Raw genomic sequence first — 25,272 nt, 5'->3', positions numbered from 1 at the left:
ATGGAAACTGCGGCCTTTGCTCGGCGCCGTGACGGCAGAAGAGCCGAAGTCTCCCCGACGCCGCGACGGCAGCAGACGCAAAGCCCACCGTCGCGTCAAGGGACAGCGCGCGAGCGCCGCGCCTCAGTACGCCACGACGACCGCGTTGCGGACGAATTCGTCGCTGTCGAGCTGCGCGAGCATGAAATGTGCGGTGTCCTCGCGCGAGATCGTGGGACCGCCGACGAAATAGCCGCCGAGCGGCACGTGGTCGACGCTGGCGCGGTACTCCTTGCTGAGCCTCCCATCGGTGAGCTTGGGCGGCCGCACAAGGGTCCAGGCCACATCGCTCTGCCGGACGGCCTCTTCCATGCGCACCATGTCGGAATACCGGTTGCGGAGCAGCGGCTTGACCAGCAGGCGGAACCAGAGCGCGCTCTGCTGCTCGTCGATGCCCGCCGCGGTGACGGCGATGAGGCGGCGGACGCCGTGCTCCTTCATCGCGCGGAGGACGTTGACGATGCCCTCGGAGTAGACGCGCGTCGGCCCCAGGCCGCGCGACCCCAGGGCCGAGAGGACAGCGTCGTGGCCGGCGACGGCGCGCGACACCTGCTCGGCATCCATGATGTCGCCGCGGAGCGCGCGCAGCCGCTCATGGTGCGGAACAGGGATGGTGGCGGGATTGCGCGCGAACGCCGAGACCTCGTGGCCGGCCTCCAGGGCCTGACGCACAAGCGCGGCGCCCGTGCCCCCCGTCGCCCCCAAGATCAGCAATCTGCTCATGAGCCCCGAGCCTACCCGGTCTGCCGCGGCGGGTTCAACATGCGCGTGTCACACCGGGCTCGTCCACCGAGATCGGCTCTGGAGCCGGGCGAGGGGCGCTCCGCCCGTCAGGCGCCGAGCCGCAGCCACGCGACAACGCCGTGGTGATCCGAGCCGGAGAACGGCGCCCGCTCGCAGCGCGTGATCGCCCACCCCTCCCCGGGCTGGACGAAGACATAGTCGATGCGGCGCAGCGGCAGGCCCGCCGGCCAGGTGCCGCCGGCCTTGCCGGGGTGCGTCTGCGTCCACGCGTCGAGCCAGCTCGCCTCTCCAGCGCTCGCCTGGAGGTAACAGACAGCCTCCTCGCTCGGGAGCGCGTTGAAGTCGCCCATCAGCACGGCGCCGAGGCTCCTCGACTTCTCCCGCTCGCGCGCGGCGAAGCTCACGAGCTCCCGCACGGTGCGCGCGCGCGCGCGCTTCGACAGCGAGAGGTGGGTGACGAGCACGTCGATCACCGCGCCCGCGTGCCGGATCGCGGCGCGCAGGACGACGCGCTGGCTGTCGCGCTCGAACGGGTCGTCGCGATCGAGCGTGAGCGCCTCGACGGAGTGGTCGAGCACCTCGATGTCCTCCCTGCAGAGCAGCGCGACCCCCTCGCACTCGCCGCTCGCGGCGACCCTGCCGGGCGCGAACCAGGCCCTGTATCCGCCGACGAGCCGCGAGAGCTCGCCTGCCTGCCCGAGGTCGCCGCTCGCGGACGGCGCGTGCACCTCCTGGAGCCCGATGATGCAGGGCCGCAGATCGCCGAGGAGCCGGGCCAGCATCGTCCGGCGCCGCTCCCACAGGGCGACGCCACCCCAGATGTTCTGGGTCAGGATAACGAGGTCGCGTTCGTGGCTCAAATGCCTCCTCCTCGGGCGTCAGTCCGGGGATGTCTTAGTCAACGCGTCGAGGAGGCTCAAGGCCCCGTGAGCGAGCCAGTCCATCGCCTTGTCCGGGAGCGACCGCGCCGCGAGCGCGCCCCGGGTCACCGGCCGCGAGTCCGCCCTGTCCCGCGAGAACAGGTCGGCCACCCGGGCCACGAACTCCGGATCGAAAACGAAGAGATTCACCTCGTTGACGGCGCTCAGGCTGCTCGGGTTCGCGTTGAAGGTGCCAATCGTGCACCAGTCGTCGTCGACCAGCGCGAACTTCGAGTGCAGGACGTCCCGCTGGTACTCGAAGAGCCTGAAGCCGCGATCGAGCCACGCGGCGTGCTCGGCGCGCGCGGCCCGCTGGATGATGGGCAGATCGGTCTGGCCGGGGAGGATCACCTGGACGTCGACGCCGCGCCTGGCCGCGTCGACGAGGTCCTTGAGCATCCCGGCGGGCGGGAAGAAGTAGGCGTTCTCGATCCAGACGCGCCCCCTCGACCGCCGGATCGCCTCGCGGTGGCGGGCGTAGACGCGCGCGTTGTCGTCCGGCGTGTCCGCGACGAGCTCGAGGTCCGGGTACTTGCTCCCGGTCGCGTAGTCGCGCAGGCCCCCGCCCTCGCCGTCGGCCTCGCGCCAGCGCTGCTCGAAGAGGTACGCGAAATCGCCGACGCAGGGGCCCTCGACGCGCATACAGACGTCGTGCCACCCCTCGCCGCCGCGCCGCTCCGGGAGCCACTCGTCCCCCCAGGCCGCGCCGCCGGTGTAGGCGAGATCGTCGATCACGATCACGCGCGAGTGATCCCGGGGCAGCAGCCCGCCGCGGCCGAGCGCGATCGCCATGGGGCGGTAGGCGCGGACCTCGACGCCGCGGCGCCGGAGCTCCTCGAAGAACGGGGTGTCGGTCTCGTTCGAGCCGAGCGGATCGTAGAGCAGCCGCGTCCGCACCCCGCGCGCGGCGGCCTGCCCCATGACCTCCGCGAACGAGCGCCCGAGCAGGTCGTCGCGGTAGATGTACGTCTCGATGTCGACGCGCCGCTCGGCGCGGTCGACGTCGCGGAAGATCGAGCCCAGCACCGCCTCCATGCCGGGCAGCAGGGTGAGCGCGTGCTCGGCCGTCAGGATGGGGCCGACGGCCTTCGGCGCGTCGGCGCCGGCGCCCGAGGACGCGGCGGCGCGACCGACGGGCGGAACCCCCGGCGCAGACACGCCGCGGTCCTCGTCGAGGGGGCTGTGCAACCGGCGCTCGCGGAAGATCATCGCCGCAGTGTGGAGGATGCGCGGGGGGAGGCGAGCGCGCTGCGGGGCCCGCCCGTTGTCTTCTTCTTCGCCGCGCGCGCGCGGCGCGCGCCAGGCGGCGGGGGCGCGCTCAGTTGAGCGAGAGCGGGCCCTCGCCGGCCTTGGCGTCGCCCTTCATCTCGTGCGAGTTGGGATCGTACTTCGAGGTGCACTTGGCCATCACGAGGCTCGCCTCGAAGTTGCCGTCCTGCGTGAGCGCGCCCTCGACGGTCACCTGGACGCCGCCGCTCGGGACGTCGCGGAAGGTGTCGGGGATGACGCACTGGGCGTAGCGCACGGGCAGCTCGGCCTGCGTGCCGTGGATCTGGAAGCGGTACTCGCAGGGGGAGTCGCGCTTGACCAGCGTGCCCGGCACGAGCTCGCCCTCGACGCGGACCTTGCGGCCGGCGAGCTTGTCCTTCGAGGCGAGGAGCTGATCGACGGGCGTCGCGTAGACGGCGGCTTCCTTGAAGCCGACGAGGAACAGGGCGACGAGCGCGCCCACCATGACGAGCAGCGTCGCCAGCAGGCCGATGCTGCGCGACGGGCGCGGCTTCGGCTGCGGGCTCGACGCGGCCGGCTTCACGACCGCCGGGGTCTCCTGCTGCTCTGCGAGAGACAGCGCCTGGGCCAACTCATCATCCAGCTTCTTGCTCATCGTGGAACCCTTCAGGCCCAGGCTAGCCCGCGCTCCACGGCCGGTCGAGCGCCACCTGCTCCGGCCCGCCCGCGATCGGCGGCAACCGCGCGGTATCCCGCAAGATCTGGACAGCCTTACCGGACTTGTCCCTCGCGAGCGGACCGCTCGAACTGGCGCGCCTGCTCGCGGAGGATCGAGACCTCCTCGGGATCCGGGGACGTGAAGCGGACGCGCAGCCCGTCCGCCGCCTCGACGACCCTGCCGCGCGCGCCGGTGCGGGCCATGTCGAACAGGCGGCAGCGCGTCCCGGCGTCGCTCGGCGGCTGCTGCCGCGCCTGTCCGATCGCGCCGAGGTGCGCGTCGAGCTGGCGGGCGAGCGTGTCGAGCGAGGTCGCGTTGGCGCCGGGGCTCGGCGTCATCACGATCTGCACGCCGCCCGGGATGTCCTCCGCGCTGACGCTCGTCGACGCCGCGAGCTGCTCGCAGAGCGCGTGCTCGTCGATGCCGCGCTCCGCGAGCTCGCCCGTCCGCCCCTCGTCGGCTGGCCCCCTGCCGAGCGCGCCGTCCGGGCCCGGCTGCGCGTGCCACGGCGCGGCGCCCGGCGGCCCTTCGTCGGCGCCGTGGGGCCCCTCGCCGTAGGGCCCCTCGCCGTAGGGCGCCTCGTCGTGGGGCACCTCGGACTCGAACGTCGGCGTCCCGGTGACCGGCTGGGCCGGCCGCCGCTCCCCGCCGCACCCGGAGGCGAGCGCGAGGAGCGCGAGGGATCCCAGGGCGACGTGCATGCGGTGGATCGTGTGGCGAGTCGGCGCGTTCATGGAGGCCTCCTGGAGGGCTCTGGCGCAGGTCGGTTGCGCGCTTTCGGCGATCGCGCGAGCTCGACCTGGGTCGAGCGGGTGGCGCGCGCCGGCGCCCGGGAGCGCCGGGCGGGTCCCTGTGGTTCTCCCGGCCGGCGCCGCCCGTACGGCGACATGCCGGCGCTGCCATCCTGCTCGAGCGAGCCTCTCGCGCCGCCGGGCTGCAGGTACCGTGCCGGCTCGCGGGATCCCCGCGGCGCGCCCCCTGCCGGCGAACCGGCACCGCGCTGCACGTCGCGCCGCGCGCTTGCGGCGCGGGCGCGTCCTCCGTGCGCGCCCGAGGCAGCGTGCCTGAGCCCTCATGGGCCGCTCAACGCCGCCTCGATGGCAGGGAGAACCATGGAGCGCGGGAACGCCGCGCGGAACCGCTCGGCCCGCGCGCCGGCGTCGGCGCGCCGCCCGGCCTGGACGAGGGCCTGGATGGCCAGCGGGCGAGGCGAGCGATCGCTGGAGCCGCGCCCACAGCGGTGCGGCGAGCTCCTGCGCCCGCCCGATCCGGACCCTGCCTGCGTCGAGCAGCATGGGGCTGTCGGCCAGAGCGAACGGCGCCAGGGCGAAGCGCAGGCCACCAAGGCCGAGCGCGTCCGGGTCCCGCGCGGAGAGCCGTCTCACCGCGGCCGTGAACTGCTTGCGTGCGCGTCTCAGCCGATCCCACGCGGTGTTCACGGGGATCTGGAGGGCCTGCGCGATGTCGCGCATGTCGCTTCCCTCGAGGCATCGTCGAGCGCGAGCAGCTCCCGCGGAGGCCTCACCGCGGCGGCAGCGTCAACGAACGGCGCCCTCATCGCACGACGGCCCCGGGTGGAGCGAGCCTTTCGGCGAGCGCCTTCCTGGCGCAACGCAGCCGGCCGGCAACGGGGTCTTCATGGGAGCGTTGTCCGGGACTGCCCCGCTTCTCGTTGCACAATCGACCGGTCCGCGTAACCGTGGGGCACCAGCGCGCTCGTTCCGGCGGCAGGCGGGAGACCGGCGCACGACGGGGACAGCTCGGGTCCTCGTGAAGGGCGACTTCCCTTGCGGCGGCCCCGAGGCTCCCGCCATCTCGTTCGCTGCCCCTACTGGGTGGGACGGGACATGCACCTCGGTGAATGCCGTCGAGGGGTCGCGGGAATCATCGCCGGCCTCCGTGCTGCGCGGCGAGCTCTTCGCCGACGCACGCCCCCCGGACGATGTTCACTCCTGCGGATTCTCGTCGTCCTCCAACCCCAGAATGGACACGAGATGCCCCTGCCGCATGGCACCGTCCCACTCGGCGGACGTGGGCCTGCTGCTTGCGTCGGCCGCCGGCACCATGCGAATCGCTCCAACGGTTGCCGCCATCGTCTCTCTCCATGGAGTCGCTCTATGTGCTGCATCTTGCGTCATGCACCCATCGGAGACTTTCTCTGAAGCGGAGATCGATATGCCAACCAGCGCTCCAGAAGCCGGCAACATGACACTTGACGGCGGAGCGGCGGGCGGTTCCACGACCGAAACGGAGGCGATCGGCACGGCGAAGACCATCCGCTGCAAGAGACATGAGCACGGCGCCGACTGCATGATGCGGTGCGCCGACGCAGGAATATCTTGCCCGGCTGGACGAAAACACCCGTACAAAGACAACGTCAAAACTGGACTGCTGTGGCAGTGCAGATCCCTCGGCCTGGCCAGCAGCTGCTGGTACTATTATAAAAACGGAGACATGTGTGTATTCCTCGGAAGAGTTCCCGTTAAGTGCCGCTACGAGCGGTGGAATTCCTGATTGAGAGCGCGTGTGTGGAACGCGGCTTCCCGCGCCGCGCGCTTCCAGTCACGTCCGAACAGAGACTCCATGCACCGAAGAGCGAGCGGGCAGAGCTCGGGCGACCGCCCACCGCCCGAGAGCGCAGCGGAACCTAGTCCGCGGAGTCGCCGCATCCGCTCGACGTCTTCCACGGTGATGGCTGTAGGCCCGTGCAGGCGACCGCGGATGTGCTCCTCCATCACCTCCTCGACGGCGCTCAGGGTGTTTTCCCACGCCACGGGATCCACCTGGAGATCGGCGTCGCCGCGCTCGATCGCGTCGGCGAGGATGCGGATGTAGCCGACGGCGAAGAGCTCGGCCCAAGTCGCCCAGTCGAGCAGATCCTCTTCTTCTTCCGGGATGAGTTGGTCCGGGTCAGACATACCCGGAGTCTAATTCAGTCTCACGATGCGGAAAGGCGCGGCGCGCGTCGCCTCGTCCGAGGACGGTCTGGCGCGCGATAGGAGAAGGTTACCGAGCACCAGACAGCGCCTGGCTCCCCTCGCCTGCTGGTGGGGGCGCACGGCCAGGCGGACTCCTGGCGCCGCACATCGCTCGGTCCGCTCGCCCCTCGTGCGGGGCAGACACCCTGGCATGGCGTTCGCGCTGTAACTCCAGCGCAACGCTCACCGTCTCTTCGCAGTGCGATCGAACGGGGGGTGGGCTACCCCGGGTTTCGTCTGGCGGCGCCATCGAACAGCCTGAGTAGCTGCTCTGGTGTGGGCCGCTTGTTCGCGTCTCCCCGCGCGAGGCAGCGTGGCGCCGCGAGGCGCATACATCAGGTTCAGCACCCCGAACAGAGAGAGCTGTCACCCGGGATCGGGACTGCAACGGTGTCGCGAGGTGACCGGCGAACGGCGTCGTCCTCGCGCGATGGGTGGGATGGCCGGTCGCCTTCTGGCGGGCGTGCGGGGAGCAGCGCTATCCGATCGGCTCAGGCTCGGCCTGGGCCTTCTTCCTGGCGCTGGCGGCGCGGGCCCGCTGTTCGGCGCGCCGCTCTTCTTCCGCCGCCTCCTCGTACGGCGAGAGCAGCCGATCCCGGAGGAGCGCGTGCGTCTCGTCCTTGTCGTCGTCGTACTCGGCGTGGGCCTGCACCAGGAGCGTGCCATAGGCCTCGTGCCACGCCTCGACCGCCTTGATGGCCGGATCCGCTGCCTTCGCCTCGGTGACGCCGAGCTTCTTGCCGTACAGCTCCGTCCAGCGCTGCAGGCGGCCTGCCTCGGCCGAGAGGCCGAGTCGCTCGACGGCCGCCTTCACGTCCTTGCCGTCGAGCGCCTTGACCATCGCGCTCATGCGCACCCATTGCTGGGAGTAGACGAGGCGGATGAAATCGGTGCCTGACGACAGCACCTCCGAGCGCACCAGCAGCGCATCACGACGGCGCGCCGCCTCGTCCTCCGTCAGCGGCAGGATGTCGTCGTGATCGAACGCGCGCTCGATGCTGGCGAGCTGGCTGCTGAACGCTCCGATGCACCTGTCGGTGCCGCGATCGATCTCCATCATCGTGGCGTCGAGGCTCCCGAGCGCCTCGAGGGCCTCGGTGGACGCGATGACGGCGTGGACCGCTGCGTCGACCTTGGCAGAGAGCTTGATCTTCTTCGATTTCAAGGCCTCCCGGTGAGCGGCGAGCTTGGTACCTGCAACAATGCACCCGCTCGGCGTGAGCCGGCGGGCGAGGAATGCGGCTTTTCCCATCAGACCCGGCTATCGGGCTCGCCATGACCCGGCAAGGCGGCGGCACGTCTTCGACGCGCCGCCGCACGCCGGCGCGCGTCCCCCCACGCGCCGCCGCACGCCGGCGCGCGTCCCCCCCGCGCCGCTGCACGCCGGCGCGCGTCCCCCCACGCGCCGCCGCACGCCGGCGCGCGTCCCCCACGCGCCGCCGCACACCGGCGCGCGTCCCCCCACGCGCGAAGCAGATCGCTGGCCGGATTTCGGCCCCGCGGTACTAGGCTCGGCCGCCGCCCCCGCCCGGCCGCGCCGCGAGGGGGCCGCGCGAGCCAAGAATGCGACGTCCCCGACCGCCCCTCCCCTTGATCTCCGCGCTGCTCGTGCCGCTCGCCTGCGGCGCGGGCGCGTGCTCCGGCCGCCCGATGACAGCATCCCCCGCGCCTGCCGGGACGGCGGCGCGCGACGCCGGCCGCGCGCCGGCCGCGGCCCCGGCGCCAGCGCCCCCGGTCGACCCCGGCGCGGCGACGTCCGGCGGCGCGGCGCAACCCGGGCGCACGCCGCTCGGCGCGCCGCAGGTCGAGCCGCTCCCGTTCGTCATCGAGCCGTCGCTCGACGGCCGCTCGGTGCTGCTCCTCTCCGATCTGTCATCGGATCGGGTCGGCTGGGTGAGGCGCCTCGACGCCGCGACCGGCGAGCTCGGGCCGCCGCTCCAGCTCGTCGACGAGGACCTCGCCGGCGCGCTCTCGTCGGCCGCCGGGGGCACCACGCTGCTCACCTCGCAGGGCGACGAGCTCTGCGCGACCGCGTTCCTGCCGGGCGAGACCTCGGCCGCGTCCCGCGCGTGCGCGAAGGTCCGCGCGCACGCGATGGCGGCCGTGGGCGAGCGCGTCGCGCTGCTCGAGCTCGAGGTCGTCGACGCAGCGAAGCGCGACAAGGCCGCCAAGGACGCGCGGCGCGACAAGGCCGCCGCGGCGAAGGCCGCCCGCAAGGCGACCGACAAGAAGCGGACGGGGAAGGCCCCGGGGGCGCGCGACAAGGCGGCCGACAAGAAGCGCGACAAGGCGACCGACAAGAAGCGCGACAAGGGCGGCGCAGACCGCGGGCGCGACGGCCGGCCCAGGAAGAACGCCCGCCCGGCGCCGCGGCCGAAGCGGCCGGATCCGCTGCCCGAGGTCGAGGTGCGGGTCCGGTGGATCTCGCCGGGCGAAGGGATCGCGGCGACGTCGGCGCCCACCGGGCTGCGCTTCCGGCCGCCGCTCGACGGCATGGGGCTGATCGACGCCGGCGGGAGGCCGGGCGCGATCGACCTGCTCTACTACGCGGCGAGCGCGAAGAAGACGAGCACGTCGTGGCTCGGGAGCGCGCAGATCGCCTTCGCCTCGCTCGGTGAGGACGGCAAGCTCGATCCGGGCCGGCGCGCCGTCGTCGTCGAGGGGGATCTCGACTACGGCGCGCTGCGCGGCCACCAGGATCCGCGCCTCGTGACGGCGAGCGCGGGCTCGGTGGTCGTCGACGTGACCGGCCGCAACGGGGCGTGCCAGGCGACGCGCGTGGCGCCGTCGCTCCAGCGGCTCGGCGCCGGCGGCGGTCCCAGGGCCGTCTGCGCCGTGGATCCGGCGCGCCTCGCGGACGCGACCCCGCTCGCGCCGGCCGAGATCGCCGCGCTCGAGCGCATCGCCGCGAGCGGCGCCCGGCGCGCGCCGGGGCAGCCGGCGTACGATCCGGGCCTCGCCGCGTGGGCGGGAGATCGCGCGTACTTCCAGACGAGCGCCGGCGCGCTGTTCTCGGCCTCGCGCGCCGACGGCCAGGCGCGCCGCGAGCCGGACCCGCTCCCGGCGCGGCGCGCGCGCATCGCGTGGGGCGCGCTCGCGACCGACGGCGAGGGGCTCGCGTTCGCCGCGGGGCAGCTCCACCGGATCGACGCGCGCGGGCAGATCGCCGCGTCGCCGGCCGGCGCGCCGGAGGGCCTGGGCGCCGCGTCGCCGGCCGGCGCGCCGGGGACGCCGATCAGCGAGCCGGAGCGCCCCGCGGACAGGCGGCGCGCCGCGCGCATCGGGGCGTCCTGGTGGCTCGCGAGGACCGACGTGGTGCGGCTCCTGCCAGCGCCCCTCGCGGTGCCCGCGCTGCGGGGGCGCGCCCACGAAGGCGGCGCGACGCTCGTCGGCGGCCGCGAGCGGGGGCTCTTCCTCGAGGTGCTCGGCGATCGGCTCCAGATCACCGGGATCGACGCCTCGGGCGCGCTCTCCGCGCCGGGCGCGATCGCGCAGGTCGCGCCCGGCGCCGGCGCCGCAGGCCGCGCGCCGCCCGCCGTCGCGATCGCGTCGCCGGTGCGCGCGGGGTTCGACGCGTGCGAGCGCCGCGGCGGCGGGGCGATCGTGGCCGGCGTGAGCGCCGCGGATCCAACCCGGGTCGTGGCGCTGTCGATCGACGCGCTCGGCCGGCCCGGCGCCGCGCGCGCGACATCGCTGCCGCTCGCCGAGGGCGACTTCGCTGTGCGGCTCGTCGCCCTGCCCGAGGGGGGCGCGCTGCTCAGCGACGCGGCCCGGCGCCACGTGGTGTGGCTCGACGACGACGGCGCGGAGCTCGCGTCGCAGCCGTGGCCCGCGGACGACACGGGCGCGCTCTGCGTCGACGGGCGGCCCGCGCGGCGCGCGGTCCCGGCCCCCTCGCCCGGGGCGTTCGTGACCGTCCCGGAGCTCGCGGCCCCCGGCGCCTGCGTGGTGGGCGACGCCGTCTGGGCCGCCGACGGCAGCCTGCGGTGGTTCGGCAGCGCGGTGAGCGGCCTCGACGCGCAGGCCGAGGCGGGCGTCGCGCGCCCCGCGCTGGCGGCGATCGCGGCCGGCGCGGGCGCGGCGGTGCGCCCGGCCGCGGCCGATCCCGGGGAGGCGCCCGCCCCCGCGCCGCCGGGCGCGCCCGCGTGCCCCGCGGACATGGTCGCCGTCGACGGCGGTCGCTTCTGCGTCGATCGGTTCGAGGCGATGCTCGTCGACGGCGCCACCGGGCAGGCGCTCTCGCCCGACTACCCGTCGACCCCGAACCTCCTCGAGCTCACGCTCGCCGAGTGGTCGACCGGCCGGCGGAGGCTCGGCGACGTCCACGCGCGCGCCTTCCCGCTGCCGCTGCTCCCCGGCTGGCAGCGCGGCCGCGCGACCGCCGCCGTGGCCCGCTCCCGGATCGGCGCGCGGCCGAGCGGCTACGTGACAGGCCTCGTGGCCGAGAGCGCCTGCGCCGCCGCCGGCAAGCGGCTGTGCTCGGTCGAGGAGTTCGTCACGGCATGCCGCGGCGAGGACGACACGCTGTACCCGTACGGCGACACGTTCGAGGAGGGCGCGTGCAATGTCTTCCGGGCAGGGCACCCGGCGTCCGCGCTCCACGGCAACGCCTCGATCGGCCACCTGGATCCGCGGCTGAACCGCGTGCGCATCGGCCGGGAGCCGTTGCTCCGGGAGACGGGCGAGAGCCCCCGGTGCAGGAGCCGCTGGGGCAACGACGCTGTCTACGACCTCGTGGGCAACCTCGATGAGTGGGTGAACGAGCCGGGCGGCGCGTTCGCCGGCGGCTTCTACTCGCGCTCGACCCGCTCGGGCTGCGAGGCGCTCGTCACGTCCCACCCGCGCAGCTACCTCGACTACTCGACCGGCGTCCGCTGCTGTCAGGACGGGCCCTCGACGCCGGCGGCAGACATGGAGTCGCCGCCGGGCGCTCCCGCGGCGCCCGGCGGCTCAGCCCCGCGGCCGCCCGGGGACCTGCCGGAGCATCCCGGCCAAGGCGAACACGGCGGAGATCACCAGGAGCACGTGGACCCAGGTGCTCCCGGGCAGAACTCCGAACACGGAGAGCAGCCACATCAGCAGCGACGCTAGGGCCACGCTCCAGAGCACCACATCGGTCCAGTGTTTCATTCGGCCCCTCTCGACAGGGTTCGTCCAGGGATAAAGCGAATCGCGTGCCACGCCATCGCGGGCGCGCGCTTTCACGTGCTACGTTCGGCGGTGATGAGCGCGTCATCCTCCGCCATGGAAAGCGACCTGGAAAACCCGACGGAAGAGCACCGGATGCTCCGGCAAATGGTGCGAGATTTCGCCCGCGAGGTCGTCGAGCCGCAGGCCGACGAGCACGACCGCACCGCCGCCCTCAACGTCCCCCTGATGCAGCGGCTGGGCGAGCTCGGCCTGCTCGGCGTGACCGTGCCCGCGGAGTACGGGGGCGCGGGCATGGACGCGCTCGCCGCCGTGATCGTCCACCACGAGCTCGCGAAGAGCGATCCCGGGTTCACGCTCGCGTACCTCGCGCACGCGATGCTGTTCGTGAACAACTTCTTCCACGCCGGCAATGACGAGCAGCGCGCGCGCTACCTGCCCAAGGTGCTATCCGGCGAGTGGATCGGCGCGATGGGCATGACCGAGCCCTCGAGCGGGACAGACGTGCTCGGCATGAAGACGTTCGCCCGGCGCGACGGGGACCGGTACATCCTGAAGGGGCGCAAGGCGCTCATCACCAATGCGCCGGAGGCCAGGATCTTCCTCGTCTACGCGACGATCGAGGGCAGGATCACGACCTTCGTGGTGGAGCGGGGGTTCCCCGGGTTCTCGACCGACGAGAAGACCCCGAAGATGGGAATGCGGGCGAGCACGATGAGCGAGCTCATCTTCGATGATTGCGTCGTGCCCGCCCGGAACGTCCTTGGCCCGGAGGGCGGCGGCATCCGCAACATGATGAGGAACCTCGAGCTGGAGCGCCTCACCCTGGCCGCGATGAGCCTCGGGATCGCCGATCGCTGTCTCGACATCATGATCCAGTACGCCGGAGAGCGAAAGAGCTTCGGCAAGCCGATCGCGGAGCACGGGCAGATCCAGCGCTACATCGCGGAGAGCTACGCGAAGACCGAGGCGGCGCGCGCGCTCATCTACTCGGTGGCGCGCAACGTCAGCCCCGATCGGCGGAACCGGCTCGGGACGGACGCGGCGAAGCTCTTCGCGGCGCCTGTCGGCAAGGAGGTGGCCGACAACGCCATGCAGGTGCTCGGCGGCTGGGGGTACTGCACCGAGTACAAGGTGGAGCGGTTCTTCCGGGACGCCAAGCTGCTCGAGATCGGCGGCGGCACGCTCGAGTCCCACCAGAAGAACATCACGCGAGAGCTGATCGGCCGCATGAGCTGACCTGTCACGCCCCGGTCGCGAAAAGGCAGCGCTGGGTTTGCGGGCCGGCCATCGAGACGCCATGCGCCTGCGTCAGCATCGGCCTCCATGGATTGGGGAGATCTGGCGACGGTCGCGCCGACGGCGCTGTCATCCATCATCTATGCGACGCTTCAGGCCTCCTTCCACGGGAGGCTCACGCGGCATCGCTCGAGGGCGCGTCGCGGCGCGCCGAGGCCGCTCGGCGCGACCCCGCTCGTCAGCATCCTCAAGCCGGTGGCCGGCGTGGACGATGAGCTCGCCAGCAATCTCGAGTCCTTCGCCCACCTCGATTATCCATGTTACGAGCTCGTCTTCGGCGTCGCCTCGCGCGAGGACCCGGCCGTGCCGGTGATCCAGGCCTTCATCGCGGCGCACCCCGAGGTGCGGGCGCGGCTCTGCCTGACGGACCCGAGCGAGGGGTTGAACCCGAAGGTGGCGCAGCTCCTCGAGCTCGAGCGCAGGGCGGAGGGCAGCGTCCTCGTCATCTCGGACGCCAACGTGCGTGTCCGCCCGGACTATCTCCGGTCGCTGCTGTCGATCTTGTTGCGGCCCGGCGTGGGGCTCGTCTCGAGCCTGATCGTGGGCACCGGGGAGCGCACGCTCGGCGCGGTGATCGAGAACGCGCAGCTCGGGTCGTTCATCGCGCCCGGGGTCGTCGCGGCGGCCGAGCTCGCGGGGCGGCCGATCAGCGTGGGCAAATCGATGGCGATGCGGCGGGTCGATCTCGCGCGGGTGGGCGGGTTCGAGCGCGTGGCCAGCGTGCTGGCGGAGGACGACGTGCTCGGGCAGCGCTTCAGCGCGTGCGGGTTCGTTGTCGAGCTCTGCCTGGATCCGATCGAGAACCGCAATACGAGCTGCTCGCTCATGCGCACGCTGGACCGGCACACCCGCTGGGCGAAGATGCGGCGCGCGCTCGCTCCGCGCTGCTTCGTGATGGAGCCGCTCAACGCGCCGCTGCTGATCGCCTGGCTGACGCTGCTGCTCAGCCCGACGCGCCTCGCGCTGGAGATCTGGCTGTTCGCCTGGGTGCTGCAGAGCCTGGGGACGTTCCTGGCGCTGGGATGGCTGCGGCCGACGCGCTCCAACCTGGCGCTGGTGGCCGCGGAGCCGCTGCGGACGCTGTGCTGGTTCTTCTGCTGGCTGAACGCTCACGCGAACCGGCGGGTCACCTGGCGGGGGAACGCGTTCACCATCGGGGCGGGGTCGGAGCTTGTGGCGGCGGAAGAGCCGGCTTCCTTGCGGTCGCCGGCCAGGTAGCCAGGGGCAGGCGCGCTCCGAGGCGCGGGGGCCGCCGAGGAGGAGAGGGGGTGGAGGCGGAGGCCTCCGGGCTCAGAGGTGGACCGAGGCGACGCCGAGGGCGGCGCCGGCCACGATCAGCCAGAGCGAGCTCACGCGGAAGCGGACAAGGAGGAGCGCCGCGACGAGGGCAAGGGCGGCGGTGAGCCAGTCGACCACCGCGGCCCGGGCGAGGCGGTAGGAGACGACCGCCATCAGCGCGAGCGACGCGGCGTTCACGCCGTCGAGGAAGGCCGAGGCCACGGCAGAACGACGGAGGCGGGGGATCAACGGGCCGCTCAGGGCGACGAAGAAGAACGCGGGGAGGAAGATGCCCGCCGTGGCGACGAGCGCGCCCGGGACCCCGCCAAGGAAATAGCCGATGAACGTCGCCGTGGTGAAGACGGGGCCGGGCGTCACCTGGCCGACCGCGACAGCGTCGAGGAGCTGCGCCTCCGTCATCCACCGGTACCGCTCGACGAGATCGGCGCGGAGAAACGCGAGGAGCACGTAGCCGCTCCCGAAGAGGACCGACCCGACCTTGAGGAAGAAAAGGAACAGCGGCAGGAGCCCGAACGGCACGCTCGCCGCCGCGGCCGTCGCGGCGGCGCCGCCGGCGAGCGGGACGGCGGCGCCGCCGGCGAGCGGGACGGCCGCCGCCGCGCCGGCGGAGGGGCCGGCGGAGCGCCCGGCGGCGAGCCGGTGCGCCACGGCGAGCGCGCCGGCGCCGGCCAGGACCGCGAGCTCGTGGACCCCGAGCAGGACGGCGCCGGCGCAGAGCGCCGCGAGGACGAGCGAGGGCGTCGAGCGCAGGCCGGCGCGGCCGAGACCCCAGAGCGCCTGGACCACCACGGCGATGATCACCGGCTTCACCCCGTAGAGGAGCGCTGACATCTCCGGCACCGCGCCGAACCGGACATAGCCCCACGCGAAGCCGAGCGTGATCAGCGCCGCGGGGAAGATGAAGCAGCTCCCGGCCACGAGCAGCCCCGGCCACCCGGCCCGGCGGTGTCCGATGTGGATCGCGAGCTCGGTCGAGCTGGGCCCCGGGATCAGGTTCGTCGCACCATAGAGATCGAGGAAGTCCTCGCGCGTCATCCAGCCGCGCCGGCGGACCACCTCGTCCTCCATCATCGCGACATGGGCGGCAGGGCCCCCGAAGGCCGTCGTCCCCAGCCGGAGGAAGAGGCGCGCGAGCTCCCGGAGCGCCGCGCCGCGCGCCTGCCCGGACGCCGGGGCTCCGTCGCTTGGCAGGCCTTCACCCATGCGCCGTCTTTACCTGAAAACGGGCGCCGCCGCGCTGCCAGGGAGCCGCCGAGGGCGAGCCCTCCCGGCGGCCTCCGGGCGCGGCCAGCGGCCGCCGGTGGCGCGTCAGTGGACGTCAGTTGACGTCCACTGACGTCAGTTGACAGGCGGCGGCGGGATCTCCGGCGGGACGAGGAAGAACACCTTGCGGGTGCTGAGCGTGGTCACGCCGTCGCCGGTGACGACGATGTTCGCGGTGAACATCTGCGGCTCCTCCGTGGGAGGCACCGAGACGTTGATCCTCGGGAGCACGTCGAAGCAGACAGTCGGCCCCGGGAAGACGTTGGTGTAGGTGTCCGCGACGCTGTCGAGGTTCTTGTCGATGACCCTGAGCCCGGAGGTGCAGGGCTCAGGGGCCATGTTGTTGGCGATGATCCTGTCGACGAAGGCGCTCACGGCGTCGATCGTGTCGCTCTCGTCGTCCTCGGCCGCGGCCGAGATGTCGAGCGTGACGTAGGTCGTGAGCACCTTGATCGCCTGCACGACAGCCAGGTTCAGGCCGGTGCCGCTGCTGGAGACAACGAACACGAGCGGGCACTTGCCGTTCGTCGCCGTCACGCCCGTGCCGTCCTCGCCGGTGCAGCACTGGCCGACAGCGCACTGCGGCGGGCGCATGCCCGCCGGCCCCCACGCCGTCGGGGGAACCACCGAGCCGGTCGCGAGCGCGCCGGCCGTGAGGTCGGCCTTGGCCTGGCCCCCGTCCGAGGTGGTCGTCACCATGCCGATGACGCGGCCGCCCAGGCTGGTGATCGAGCTGAGCGCCTGCGTGTAGTTCGGCGACGAGAGGCGGGAGTAGTTGTTGCCCGGCATCGTGCCGTTGTGGCTCGGAACGTCGGTGATCATCACCACGATGGGCAGCGAGCCGGTGCGGAAGCCGACGCCGCCGAGGGTCCCCACCGTCTCGCCCGCCGGGACCACGCCGGGCCGCGCTGTCATCGGGTTGAACGCAGGCACCTCGGCGTTCCCCTCGGTCGTGCCCGTCCCGTGCGCGATCTGATAAAGGGCCTCCCAGCCGCTCTCCGGCACATCATTGCCGCCGCTCGCCCTGAGGGAGTCCACCGCGTGCTGCACCGATGCCCGCCCTGCGGGCGTGAGCACGCTCATGACCCGATGCGCCAGGAAGAACGGCTGATCGGCGGAATCCCCATACGGGGAGATCGGGAAGTCCTTGTAATGGGTCACGCCGATGCCGATGCTCGGGATCTCCTCGGCGAGCTGATCGATCATCTCCTGGAGCGCGTCCTGCAGGTTCGAGATCGAGCCGCTCATCGAGCCGGTGGTGTCCATCGCGAACACCACGTCCGCCTGCGAGATGTTGGTCGAGAAGTCGAGCGTGTCCTGCGCCGGGGTCGGGTCGTCCCGATACGGCATGACGAACACGAAATCGCCGTTGGCGTGGGGGTTGTCCAGATCGTCGTTCGGGTTCGTGCCGGCCGCGAGCTCGATGAGGTCGCCCACCCCGTCCTCATCCGTGTCCTCGCTCGCGGTGCTCGACTCCCCCGGATCGAGCACGCCGTCGCAATTGATGTCCTCGAGCTGGTCGAGCAGGCCGTCGTTGTCGCTGTCGAGATCGACGAAATCGGCCCCGCCGTCCTGGTCGCTGTCGACGGGCGGCAACTCGGGGTCACCGTCGCCCCGCTCGACCTCGTCGGGCCGGCAATCGTCGTCCGAGTCGAGATCGCGGAACGCCGGGATCCCATCGTTGTCGGCGTCGAGCTCCCGCTCGAAGCGATCCAGGATGCCGTCGTTGTCCGAGTCGGTGTCGCGGAAGTCGGGCCGCCTGTCGTCGTCGGAGTTGATCGGATCGAACGGGTCCGGGCCGATCTCCAGCTTGTCAGAGAGGCCGTCGCCGTCGTCGTCGAGGTCCGCGTAATCGGGCAGACCGTCGTCGTCGAGATCGTCGTCGCCCTCCTCCCCGTCGGGGATCTCGTTGCCGTCGGAGTCCTCGTCCCGGAAGTCGGGCACCCCGTCGTCGTCGCTGTCCGGCAGCTCCTGTTGCCCTGGCCGGACAGCACCCTCGATCTTGTCGGGGATTCCGTCATTGTCAGAGTCGGCATCCTCGAAGTCCAGCTCACCATCACCATCCGTGTCGATCGCGTCGATGCGCCCTTCGTCCTCGTCGGAGATGCCGTCCTCATCCGTGTCCTCGACCTTCGGCGACGGCTCGCCGGTCGTCGTGGCCGGCGGCGGCGGCTTGCTGCCCGACGCGGCGGTGCAGCCGAGCGGCACCGCGAGCAAGAGGCTGTAGAGAAGAGGGCGAAGACTGCGACGCATAGGAACTCCTGCGCGAATGTGGGTGCAAAATCCTAGACCCTTCGCTCAATCCGGATCAACCCACATTCCATGGCGAGCGTGCTCTCTCTGCCTTTGACAGCCCGGCGGATCGCCGCGGAGAAATCACAGCGGATCGGCGGAGCGCGCGCCTCTCCAGCAGAGGCCGAGATGTCACCTCATGCGCTGGCAACGGAACGCAGGGCGCCTCCGCCGCGAGCGCTCGACCGCGACCTTACCGCCGCCTTCGCTTCAGAGAAGTTTCACGCGAGGCACCATGACGGTCACCGGTTCCCCCGCCGGCGCCGGCGCCTCTTCCCGGTAAGGGCAATGGCGGCACTTCGAGTTGCAGCAGTATCCGCGCTTCAGGTGATACGCCGCCTTGAAGACCACCCGGCTCCCCTCGAGGTAGTAGTCCTCGCCCTCGATCGCCTTGGGAGGTTTCGGCCCGCGCATCTACCCTCGATCAAGCTACTCTGAAACGCGCATGCGCGCCATCGCGCGCGCATGCGCCATCGGGTCCTCCCTCCGTCCCCGTCCTCATCTTCAGCCGCGTCTCGGCCACGTCTTGGCGCGCGCTCACGCCGGCGCCGCGACGTCCCCGCGCCTCCCGTGCTACGCCTGCGCCGCCCGCCGTACCTCGACTGCAACGGCTGGTCCGCCTGCGATGCCCGATCGATCCTGCTCGAAGCTCCTCCGCGCCCTGCTCCCGCTCCTCGCCGCGACCGGCTGCGACGGCTGCCCGAGCTCGAAGCCCTACACGCCCTACACGCTCGGCTCGGCGACGCCCGCCGGCTCGCCGCCCCCGCTGAGCGGCGTGGCCCCCGGCGCGGCCGACGCCGGCCCCGAGGCCGGCGCCGGCGACCAGGACGCCGCCGCCCCGCCCCGCTTCGCGGTCGTGCCGAGCGTCCCGGCGCCCGCGGGCGGCAAGCAGTGGCCGCTCGAGGGCGGCGCCGTTGTCGCCGCGCCGACAGGGCGCACCTTCGAGGCCGGGCTCCTCCTCGACGCCGACGGGGACGGCGCGCGCGACCTCGTCGCCTGGGCGCGGTCGCCCGACGGCCTGCGCGGCGAGCTCCTGTTCGCGCCCGCCGCGCGGCCGCAGGCGCTGCGCACGCTCACCGCGCTCCCTGGCGATCTCGCCGCGCAGGGGTGCGCCCCGCGCGTCGGCCTCAGCCAGATCGGCCCGTCCGCGCTCACCTTCGATTTCGCCCCGCAGTGCGGCGATCAGCAGCGCGCCGCCAGCGCGGGCGCCACGCGCTGGGTCGCCGTGTTCCGCCTCCCCGGCGCGGGCGCGCCGCCGGAGCTCGCCCTGGAGCTCCGCCTCCGGACCCCGCCGCCCGAGGAGGCGCTCTCCGCCTCCATCGAGGTCGCCGACCGCGACGCGGACGGCCGCGACGACCTCGTCGTCTCGGTCGGCCTCGCCGGCGCGCTCCGCCCCTTCCCTGCCCCGTCAGGCGCCGCCGCCGAGCTCCGCGCCCCGCTGGTCTTCCTCGATCGCCCCGCCGGCCTGTCGCGCGACGCCGCGCAGCCCGGCGAGGCGCTGCGCGGCCTCGCCGCCTCCCTGCTCCGCGACGCGCGCGGCAAGTCCACCGCGCCGTCCGTGGCCGCCGCCGCCCAGCGGCTGCGCCGGCTCCACGCCGTCCTCTGCGCCGACGCCGCGGGCGGGGGCGGCGCGATCGCCGGCCGCGACGCCGCGCGCGCGGGCGAGGCCCTCGTCTGGACGGGCGTCGGCCCCGTGCGCTGCGGGGAGCCGGGGCTCGCCGCGGCGATCGACCACGCGGAGGCGGTCGCCGCGTCCACGCGGGGCGCGCCGCTCGCGGCCGTCGCGGCGCTCGACCACGGCGGCGCCGAGCCCCGCGCCAAGGAGGACGCCAGGCTCCTCGCGAAGCTCGCGCCGCCGACGACGGCCGCCGCCGTGTACCGCACCGCCGCCGCGCCGCAGCCGGCCGGCCCCGGCGCCTTCGGCCCGCTCGCGTTCGAGGCGAGCGGCGCGCTGCTCGTCCGGACCGCGCAGGGCGTCGTGCGCGTCGACCCCGCCGCGTCCACCGAGTCCGCGACCGACGTCCCGCCCTGGCCCGCGGCGGTCCATGCCGGCCCGGCGCAGCTCGTCGCCGTCGAGCGGCGCTGCGACGCGCCCACGCTGCTCGCGCTGTTCCGCAGCTCGCCCGACGCCGTCGGCGCGATGGAGGTCCCGCTCCCGCTGCTCCGCGCCCAGGGCCCTCGCGCGGGCGCGGCCTCGCCCGAGCGCTGCGCCGGGACCGAGAAGCTGCCCTTCTCCCCGCTCGCCGCGTCCGAGAGCGGCTTCGACATCGCCCTCGGCGCCGCGCTGGTCTCGATCGACCTGCGCGCCGCCGCGCCGAGGTCGTCCGCGCTGTCGTTCCCGCTCACCACGCCCGCCCCGCAGGGCGCGCCGCGGTCGCCCGACGGCGCCACGCTCGCGGTCCCCGCCGCCGGCGGGCTCCTCGTCGCGACGGCCGGCGGCGCCGCGCGCCTCTGGTCGGGCGGCGATCTCGCGCAGGCGAGGGCGTGCGCGCCGGCCAACGGGGGAGCCCGCGTCGCGTGCGTCGTCGGCGCGGCCGCGGTGATCTTCGAGGCGAAGTGACCCCGGCGGCGCGCGGCCCGGGGTCAGCCCTTGTTGACGCGCTCCAGGTACTTGCCCTCGGCCGTGTCGATCTTGATCCACTCGCCCTCCTTCACGAAGAGCGGGACGTTGACCGTCGCGCCGGTCGACACCGTGGCGGGCTTGGTGGCGCCGCTCGCCGTGTCGCCCTTCACGCCCGGCTCGCTGCTCACGATCTGGAGCACCACGTGAGAGGGCATGCTGACGCCGATCGGCTGCCCGTTGAACAGGGTCACGTCGATCGACATCCCGTCGCTCAGCCACTGGGAGTCCTCGCCGATCTTGTCACCGGGGACGGTGAGCTGCTCGCCGGTGGCCGGGTCCATGAACACGAAGTCCGTGCCCTCGGGATAGATGTACTGGAGGCTGCGCTCTTCCACGTCCGCCGGCTCCAGCTTCTCACCCGATTTGTACGTCCGCTCCAGCACGGCGCCCGTCGCCATGTTCCGGATCTTGACGCGGGTGAACGCCTGCCCCTTTCCCGGCTTGACGAACTGGAAGTCGATGACCGAGTAGGGCTGGCCGTCGACCATCATCTTGAGGCCTTTTCGGATGTCGCTTGTGTCCATGGGCAGAGCTTCCTGGTAGCGTAAGGGCGGCCTGTCGGCGAGGCCGGGGACCGCGGGCGCGGCCCCCTGGCGCGGCCCGGGCGTCCGCGTTCGCGGCGTTCCGGGCGCGGTCGGGGGTCCGCGTGCGCGGCCCCATTAGCACGAGCGCGGCCTCCTGCACAGGGCGCGGTTTCAGGACTGGAAAATGCACGACTTCGACGACGAGCTCCGGGAGATCAAGCGTGAGATCGTGGAGTCCCGTGGGCTCATCATCAAGACGAACAACCTCACGAACGCCCTCGCCGCCGATCTGAAGAGCATCTCCAAGCGCCAGATGGCGTACGAGCGGCGCGCCTTCTGGAACAGCGCGAGCGCGAACCTGCTCTTCGTGATCGTGGTGATCGGCGTGGTCAAGCTCGCCTGGGACGCCCGCGTCGACGCCGTCCAGGCCGAGACCAAGGGCGCGCGCGACCGCATCGCGAAGCACGAGGCCGATCTCAAGGAGATGCAGCAGCGGAGCGACGCGCGCGCCAAGGCCGAGAGCGACGCGGCGGCGTTTTACGAGCTCATCCGTGCCGAGCGGCGGCAGGAGGTGATCGAGGGCTTCGAGGCGCTGCGGAAGGCGCCGCTCACCCGGGCCGAGCTCGCGTTCTTCACGGACGCTGTCGACAAGGCGCGGTCGGAGCTCTCGATCAAGTCGTACCAGACGGGCCTCGATCACATGCGGACCGGCCGCTGGCACGAGGCCGCGGTCGCCTTCGAGGACGCGATCCGCCAGAAGGAGACGGCGTCGCACACCCCCTCGGCCCGGCTCAACCTGGCGCGCGCCTACCGCAGGCTGAACCGGCAGCGCGACGCGATCCCGCTGCTCATGACGCTCTCCGAGGCGTCGCCCGACCGCGAGGTCATGGACGACGCGACCTTCCTCCTCGCCGAGTGCCTCCTCGACATCCAGGCCTGGAACGACGCCAAGACGACGCTGCGGTCGTTCATTCGCCGCTTCCCGGACAGCGCGTTCATCAACGACGCGCGCCTCGCGCTGGCCGACGTCTCGCTCCGGCACTGACGCGCGCCGCGCCGGCGCGCTGGCCTCAGGACCGGGAGCGCACGTCGATCTGGCGCGGCTCGTCCTTCTTCTCGAACCAGCTCGACCGGAGATGGCGGCGGAGGCCTGACGCGAACAGGCAATCGCGGAACGCGTTCTGCTCGAAGGTCACCGCGCTGTGCGCGAGGGGGGCGTGGATGAAGATCGCGCGGCCGCCGAGGAGCTGCTTGCGCGTGAGCTCACCGGGGCGGCGCTCGTGCAGGCACGAGACCCCCTGCGCCTCGAGCGCGCGCGCGAGCTCCAGGTTCAGCCGCCGCACGTCGCCCGCCACGAAGTGGCTGATCAGCTTGTGCCTGTCGCGGCCCGACCGGTCCTTCCGCTCGAGCACCCAGTCGCGGTACGCGTCGACCTCGCCGTACAGCGCGTCGAACAGGTACACCTCGCTCACCTCGCAGCCGCCGTGGCGGAGGCACGCGGCCGCGACGCGGTACCCGCCCGAGTGCGCCGACAGGCAGAGCATCCCGAGCTTCGCCTGCCGCGGGACGGCGCAGTCGCCGAGCGCCCGCCGCGCTGCGGCGGTCGAGAGCACCGCCGCGAGCTCGCCGCACAGCCGCCGGAGGCCGCCCTGCTGCCCGAGCTTGCCCGGGGGCGACTCGGCCGCGTTCACCGCGCCCTGCGGCACGACGAGCACCGCGTTCTGCTTGCTCTCGTGGAGCTGCTCGCGGAGCTTGTGCGCCGCGATGGCCCGCTCCGCGGTGGTGACGTGGCCGTGGAAGTGCATCACGAGGTCGAGCTCACCGCTCTCCGGCGCGCGGTAGTGGGCCGGCACGAAGACCATCACCGTCTCGTCCCGGTACGGCGCCCCGTCGCAGGGGAACGGCGCCTGCGACAGCTCGAGCTTCAGCGTCACGCCGATCGCGGAGGTCTCTACCCCCTTCACCCTCGACGCCGCGGCGAGCGCCGGCGCCGGGTCCCAGAGCCCCGGCGCCGCCGCGGCGCCGCCCGCCACCCCGAGCGCCCGGAGGAACGCCCGACGGCCGAGCGCGGGCGCTGCGCAGCGGGACAACCTGCCGTCCTCGTCCGATGCCACCCTGGCGCGCGTACACCAGGGCCCGGATCAGGGCCAAGAAACCGCCCGCGGGGGGCTACTGGCCGCTGACCGCCGCCGTGCTCACCTGCGCGAGCAGGTCCTGGATGCGCCGGACGAGCTTCGCCGGCTCCTGCACCACGCCCTCGACGAGGAGGGCCTGGTCGAGGAGCAGCTCGGACCACTGCTTCACCCGCTCCGAGTCGGGCTCGCGCCCCGCCAGGATGTTGAGGTTCTTCACGACCGGGTGCCCCGCGTTGAGCTCCAGGATCCGCTTCGACTCCTCGGCGTTCTGGTCGATGAGCTTCATGATCCGCTCGAGGTTCGCCCCTGGGTCGCCCTCGGCGGCGACGAGGCAGCTCGCGCTGTCGGTCAGGCGCCGCGAGACGCGCACGTCCTTCACGCGGTCGCCCAGCGCCGCCTTGACCGCCGCCACGGCCGCGTCCACCGACGCCTCGGGCTCGTCCTTCTTCTCCGGCTCGCCGCCGAGGTCGACGTCGCCGTGCGTCACGCTCTTGAGCCGGCGCTTGTCGAACTCGTTCAGCGCCTTCACGAACCACTCGTCGACCGGATCGACGAGGAACAGCACGTCGTAGCCGCGCTTCCGGAACGCCTCGAGGTGCGGGCTCTGCTCGACCGCGCGGCGGCCGATCCCCGTCACGTAATAGATCTCCTTCTGCTCGTCCGGCATCTTCTCCACGTAGTCGCGCAGCGAGATCGCCTTGCCGGCCTCTGTGTTCATCGACTCGAACCGGCAGAGCTCGGCGATCGCGTCCTTGTTCTTCCAGTCGCTTGTGGCGCCTTCCTTGATGACCCGGCCGAACTCCTTCCAGAACGTCGCGTAGCGCTCGGGGTCGGACTCGGAGAGGTCCTTCAGCGACTTGAGCACCTGCTTGACGATCTGCTGCTCGATCTGCGAGAGCGTGCGGTTCTCCTGGAGCATCTCGCGCGAGACGTTCAGCGACAGATCCTCGGAGTCGACGACGCCGCGCAGGAAGCGCAGGTACATCGGCGTGAGCTTGTCGCAGTCCTCGACGATGAGGACCCGCTTCGCGTAGAGGCGGATCGCCCTGCGGTCCTTGTGGAACATGTCCGCCGGCGCCCTCTCGGGCACGTAGAGCAACGCGTGGAACTGCACCGGCGCGTCGATCGACAGGTGCACGGTGAGCAGCGGCTTGTCCCCCTCGTAGCCGCCTGTCACGTGCCGGAAGAACTCGGCGTGCTGCTCCTCGGTGATCTGCGACTTGGGCAGCGTCCAGAGGGCGGCCGAGCGGTTCGCGACCTCGTCGTTCACCTTGATGGGGAAGTGGACGAAGTCGGAGTACTTGCGGATGATCTCCTTGACGCGCCAGGCCTTCGTGTACTCGCGCGCGTCCTCCTTGAGGTGGAGGACGATCTTCGTGCCGGGGTGCTCGCGATCGCCGGTGGCCACGGTGAAGGAGCCCGCGCCGGACGACCGCCACAGGACGGGCTCGGCGCCTGGCAGCATCGAGCGGGTCTGCACGTCGACGCGCGAGGCGACCATGAACGCGGCGTAGAAGCCGACGCCGAACTGGCCGATGAGCTGCAGCTTGCCGCCGTCCTTCTTCTGCTTCGCGGCCTCGGCGTTGGCCTTCAGGAACTCGAGCGATCCCGAGCGCGCGATGGTGCCGAGGTTCTCCACCACCTCGTCCCGGGTCATGCCGATGCCGTTGTCCTCGATGGTGAGGGTCCGGGCGGCGTCGTCGAGCGTGATGAGGATCGCGGGCTCGCCCGCCTGCTCGGCGACGCCCTCGCGCGTGAGGGCCAGGAAGCGCGCCTTGTCCAGGGCGTCCGACGCGTTCGAGATGAGCTCGCGCAGGAAGACCTCCTGGTTGGCGTAAAGCGAGTTGATGACCAGCGCGAGGACCTGCTGCACCTCGGCCTGGAAGGGGAGCTCGACGGCTCCGGCCGCCCTGGCCTCATCGGGCGCGGGCGACGCGGGAGGCGGGGCGCCCGGCTCCGCGCCCGAAGGCTGGGCAGAGGGCGTGGGTCCGCTGGTTTCGGGGTTCTGGCTTTCCGTGTTCATCTCGGCGACCAAATGGATCCGATTTTCGAAACGGCAA

At 72.6% G+C, this 25,272-nt stretch carries 19 protein-coding genes; 5 read left to right on the top strand and 14 right to left on the bottom strand.

Annotation, left to right across the window (positions count from 1 at the left end; all coding sequences use genetic code 11):
* Nucleotides 1-123: 123 nt before the first annotated feature.
* From WMF42_RS45180 to WMF42_RS45145, 8 genes are all read right to left on the bottom strand, one after another.
* Complete coding sequence (locus WMF42_RS45180) at nt 124-762, bottom strand: NAD(P)-dependent oxidoreductase (RefSeq protein WP_061607059.1); 639 nt, start codon at nt 760-762, stop codon at nt 124-126.
* 107 nt (nt 763-869) lie between these two features.
* A complete protein-coding gene (locus WMF42_RS45175; RefSeq protein ID WP_081426317.1) occupies nt 870-1,643 on the bottom strand; it encodes an endonuclease/exonuclease/phosphatase family protein in 774 nt (257 codons plus the stop codon).
* Between the two features lie 18 nt (nt 1,644-1,661).
* Nucleotides 1,662-2,912, bottom strand: a complete 1,251-nt coding sequence (locus WMF42_RS45170) for a phospholipase D-like domain-containing protein (RefSeq protein WP_437689508.1) — start codon at nt 2,910-2,912, stop codon at nt 1,662-1,664.
* Nucleotides 2,913-3,021: 109 nt separating this feature from the next.
* Nucleotides 3,022-3,588 carry a cytochrome c maturation protein CcmE gene (locus WMF42_RS45165; RefSeq protein WP_061607061.1) on the bottom strand — a complete coding sequence of 189 codons (567 nt, stop codon included), beginning with the start codon at nt 3,586-3,588 and terminating at the stop codon, nt 3,022-3,024.
* Nucleotides 3,589-3,704: 116 nt separating this feature from the next.
* Nucleotides 3,705-4,385, bottom strand: a complete 681-nt coding sequence (locus WMF42_RS45160) for a hypothetical protein (protein ID WP_437689506.1) — start codon at nt 4,383-4,385, stop codon at nt 3,705-3,707.
* Between the two features lie 1,212 nt (nt 4,386-5,597).
* Nucleotides 5,598-5,744, bottom strand: a complete 147-nt coding sequence (locus tag WMF42_RS45155) for a hypothetical protein (protein ID WP_437689504.1) — start codon at nt 5,742-5,744, stop codon at nt 5,598-5,600.
* Between the two features lie 399 nt (nt 5,745-6,143).
* A complete protein-coding gene (locus WMF42_RS45150; RefSeq protein ID WP_437689502.1) occupies nt 6,144-6,569 on the bottom strand; it encodes a hypothetical protein in 426 nt (141 codons plus the stop codon).
* Between the two features lie 538 nt (nt 6,570-7,107).
* A complete protein-coding gene (locus WMF42_RS45145; protein ID WP_437689500.1) occupies nt 7,108-7,881 on the bottom strand; it encodes a phosphoenolpyruvate--protein phosphotransferase in 774 nt (257 codons plus the stop codon).
* Between the two features lie 338 nt (nt 7,882-8,219).
* Between WMF42_RS45145 and WMF42_RS45140 the strand changes: the two genes are divergently transcribed.
* From WMF42_RS45140 to WMF42_RS45130, 3 genes are all read left to right on the top strand, one after another.
* Entirely contained in the window at nt 8,220-11,720 is a 3,501-nt protein-coding gene (locus WMF42_RS45140) for a hypothetical protein (protein WP_437689498.1), read from the top strand.
* A gap of 153 nt (nt 11,721-11,873) precedes the next feature.
* Nucleotides 11,874-13,016, top strand: coding sequence for an acyl-CoA dehydrogenase family protein (locus WMF42_RS45135; protein ID WP_437694448.1), 1,143 nt, complete (start codon nt 11,874-11,876; stop codon nt 13,014-13,016).
* A gap of 87 nt (nt 13,017-13,103) precedes the next feature.
* Nucleotides 13,104-14,294 carry a glycosyltransferase gene (locus tag WMF42_RS45130; RefSeq protein ID WP_061605421.1) on the top strand — a complete coding sequence of 397 codons (1,191 nt, stop codon included), beginning with the start codon at nt 13,104-13,106 and terminating at the stop codon, nt 14,292-14,294.
* 72 nt (nt 14,295-14,366) lie between these two features.
* Here the strand turns inward: WMF42_RS45130 and chrA are convergent, their stop codons facing one another.
* From chrA to WMF42_RS45115, 3 genes are all read right to left on the bottom strand, one after another.
* On the bottom strand, nt 14,367-15,578 hold the full coding sequence (gene chrA, locus WMF42_RS45125) for a chromate efflux transporter (RefSeq protein ID WP_437689496.1): 1,212 nt from the start codon (nt 15,576-15,578) through the stop codon (nt 14,367-14,369).
* Between the two features lie 135 nt (nt 15,579-15,713).
* A complete protein-coding gene (locus WMF42_RS45120; protein WP_437689494.1) occupies nt 15,714-17,891 on the bottom strand; it encodes a VWA domain-containing protein in 2,178 nt (725 codons plus the stop codon).
* Between the two features lie 249 nt (nt 17,892-18,140).
* Nucleotides 18,141-18,344, bottom strand: a complete 204-nt coding sequence (locus WMF42_RS45115) for a DUF5522 domain-containing protein (RefSeq protein WP_061613117.1) — start codon at nt 18,342-18,344, stop codon at nt 18,141-18,143.
* A gap of 211 nt (nt 18,345-18,555) precedes the next feature.
* Here WMF42_RS45115 and WMF42_RS45110 point away from each other — a divergent pair, with 211 nt between their 5' ends.
* Complete coding sequence (locus tag WMF42_RS45110; protein WP_437689492.1) at nt 18,556-20,490, top strand: hypothetical protein; 1,935 nt, start codon at nt 18,556-18,558, stop codon at nt 20,488-20,490.
* A gap of 23 nt (nt 20,491-20,513) precedes the next feature.
* Here WMF42_RS45110 and efp read toward each other — a convergent pair whose 3' ends face one another.
* Nucleotides 20,514-21,077 carry an elongation factor P gene (efp, locus tag WMF42_RS45105; protein WP_061607259.1) on the bottom strand — a complete coding sequence of 188 codons (564 nt, stop codon included), beginning with the start codon at nt 21,075-21,077 and terminating at the stop codon, nt 20,514-20,516.
* Between the two features lie 184 nt (nt 21,078-21,261).
* Here efp and WMF42_RS45100 point away from each other — a divergent pair, with 184 nt between their 5' ends.
* Complete coding sequence (locus tag WMF42_RS45100; RefSeq protein WP_061607258.1) at nt 21,262-22,122, top strand: tetratricopeptide repeat protein; 861 nt, start codon at nt 21,262-21,264, stop codon at nt 22,120-22,122.
* Between the two features lie 25 nt (nt 22,123-22,147).
* Here the strand turns inward: WMF42_RS45100 and WMF42_RS45095 are convergent, their stop codons facing one another.
* Both WMF42_RS45095 and htpG read right to left on the bottom strand, forming a co-directional pair.
* Nucleotides 22,148-23,167, bottom strand: coding sequence for a hypothetical protein (locus WMF42_RS45095; RefSeq protein WP_434044774.1), 1,020 nt, complete (start codon nt 23,165-23,167; stop codon nt 22,148-22,150).
* A gap of 79 nt (nt 23,168-23,246) precedes the next feature.
* Entirely contained in the window at nt 23,247-25,235 is a 1,989-nt protein-coding gene (gene htpG, locus WMF42_RS45090) for a molecular chaperone HtpG (RefSeq protein WP_061607260.1), read from the bottom strand.
* Between the last annotated feature and the right edge of the window lie 37 nt (nt 25,236-25,272).

The sequence above is a fragment of the Sorangium sp. So ce176 genome (assembly GCF_051519835.1).
Taxonomy (GTDB): domain Bacteria; phylum Myxococcota_A; class Polyangia; order Polyangiales; family Polyangiaceae; genus Sorangium; species Sorangium cellulosum_G.
This window is presented reverse-complemented; position numbering and strand designations above follow the sequence as displayed.

Excerpts from the sequence above, each read along its gene's own strand:
- WMF42_RS45180 (WP_061607059.1), bottom strand. The coding sequence starts at position 762 with ATGAGCAGATTGCTGATCTTGGGGGCGACGGGGGGCACGGGCGCCGCG.
- WMF42_RS45170 (WP_437689508.1), bottom strand. The coding sequence starts at position 2,912 with ATGATCTTCCGCGAGCGCCGGTTGCACAGCCCCCTCGACGAGGACCGC.
- WMF42_RS45165 (WP_061607061.1), bottom strand. The coding sequence starts at position 3,588 with ATGAGCAAGAAGCTGGATGATGAGTTGGCCCAGGCGCTGTCTCTCGCA.
- WMF42_RS45160 (WP_437689506.1), bottom strand. The coding sequence starts at position 4,385 with ATGAACGCGCCGACTCGCCACACGATCCACCGCATGCACGTCGCCCTG.
- WMF42_RS45155 (WP_437689504.1), bottom strand. The coding sequence starts at position 5,744 with ATGGCGGCAACCGTTGGAGCGATTCGCATGGTGCCGGCGGCCGACGCA.
- WMF42_RS45150 (WP_437689502.1), bottom strand. The coding sequence starts at position 6,569 with ATGTCTGACCCGGACCAACTCATCCCGGAAGAAGAAGAGGATCTGCTC.
- WMF42_RS45145 (WP_437689500.1), bottom strand. The coding sequence starts at position 7,881 with ATGGGAAAAGCCGCATTCCTCGCCCGCCGGCTCACGCCGAGCGGGTGC.
- WMF42_RS45135 (WP_437694448.1), top strand. The coding sequence starts at position 11,874 with ATGGAAAGCGACCTGGAAAACCCGACGGAAGAGCACCGGATGCTCCGG.
- WMF42_RS45130 (WP_061605421.1), top strand. The coding sequence starts at position 13,104 with ATGGATTGGGGAGATCTGGCGACGGTCGCGCCGACGGCGCTGTCATCC.
- chrA (WP_437689496.1), bottom strand. The coding sequence starts at position 15,578 with ATGGGTGAAGGCCTGCCAAGCGACGGAGCCCCGGCGTCCGGGCAGGCG.
- WMF42_RS45120 (WP_437689494.1), bottom strand. The coding sequence starts at position 17,891 with ATGCGTCGCAGTCTTCGCCCTCTTCTCTACAGCCTCTTGCTCGCGGTG.
- WMF42_RS45115 (WP_061613117.1), bottom strand. The coding sequence starts at position 18,344 with ATGCGCGGGCCGAAACCTCCCAAGGCGATCGAGGGCGAGGACTACTAC.
- WMF42_RS45110 (WP_437689492.1), top strand. The coding sequence starts at position 18,556 with ATGCCCGATCGATCCTGCTCGAAGCTCCTCCGCGCCCTGCTCCCGCTC.
- efp (WP_061607259.1), bottom strand. The coding sequence starts at position 21,077 with ATGGACACAAGCGACATCCGAAAAGGCCTCAAGATGATGGTCGACGGC.
- WMF42_RS45100 (WP_061607258.1), top strand. The coding sequence starts at position 21,262 with ATGCACGACTTCGACGACGAGCTCCGGGAGATCAAGCGTGAGATCGTG.
- htpG (WP_061607260.1), bottom strand. The coding sequence starts at position 25,235 with ATGAACACGGAAAGCCAGAACCCCGAAACCAGCGGACCCACGCCCTCT.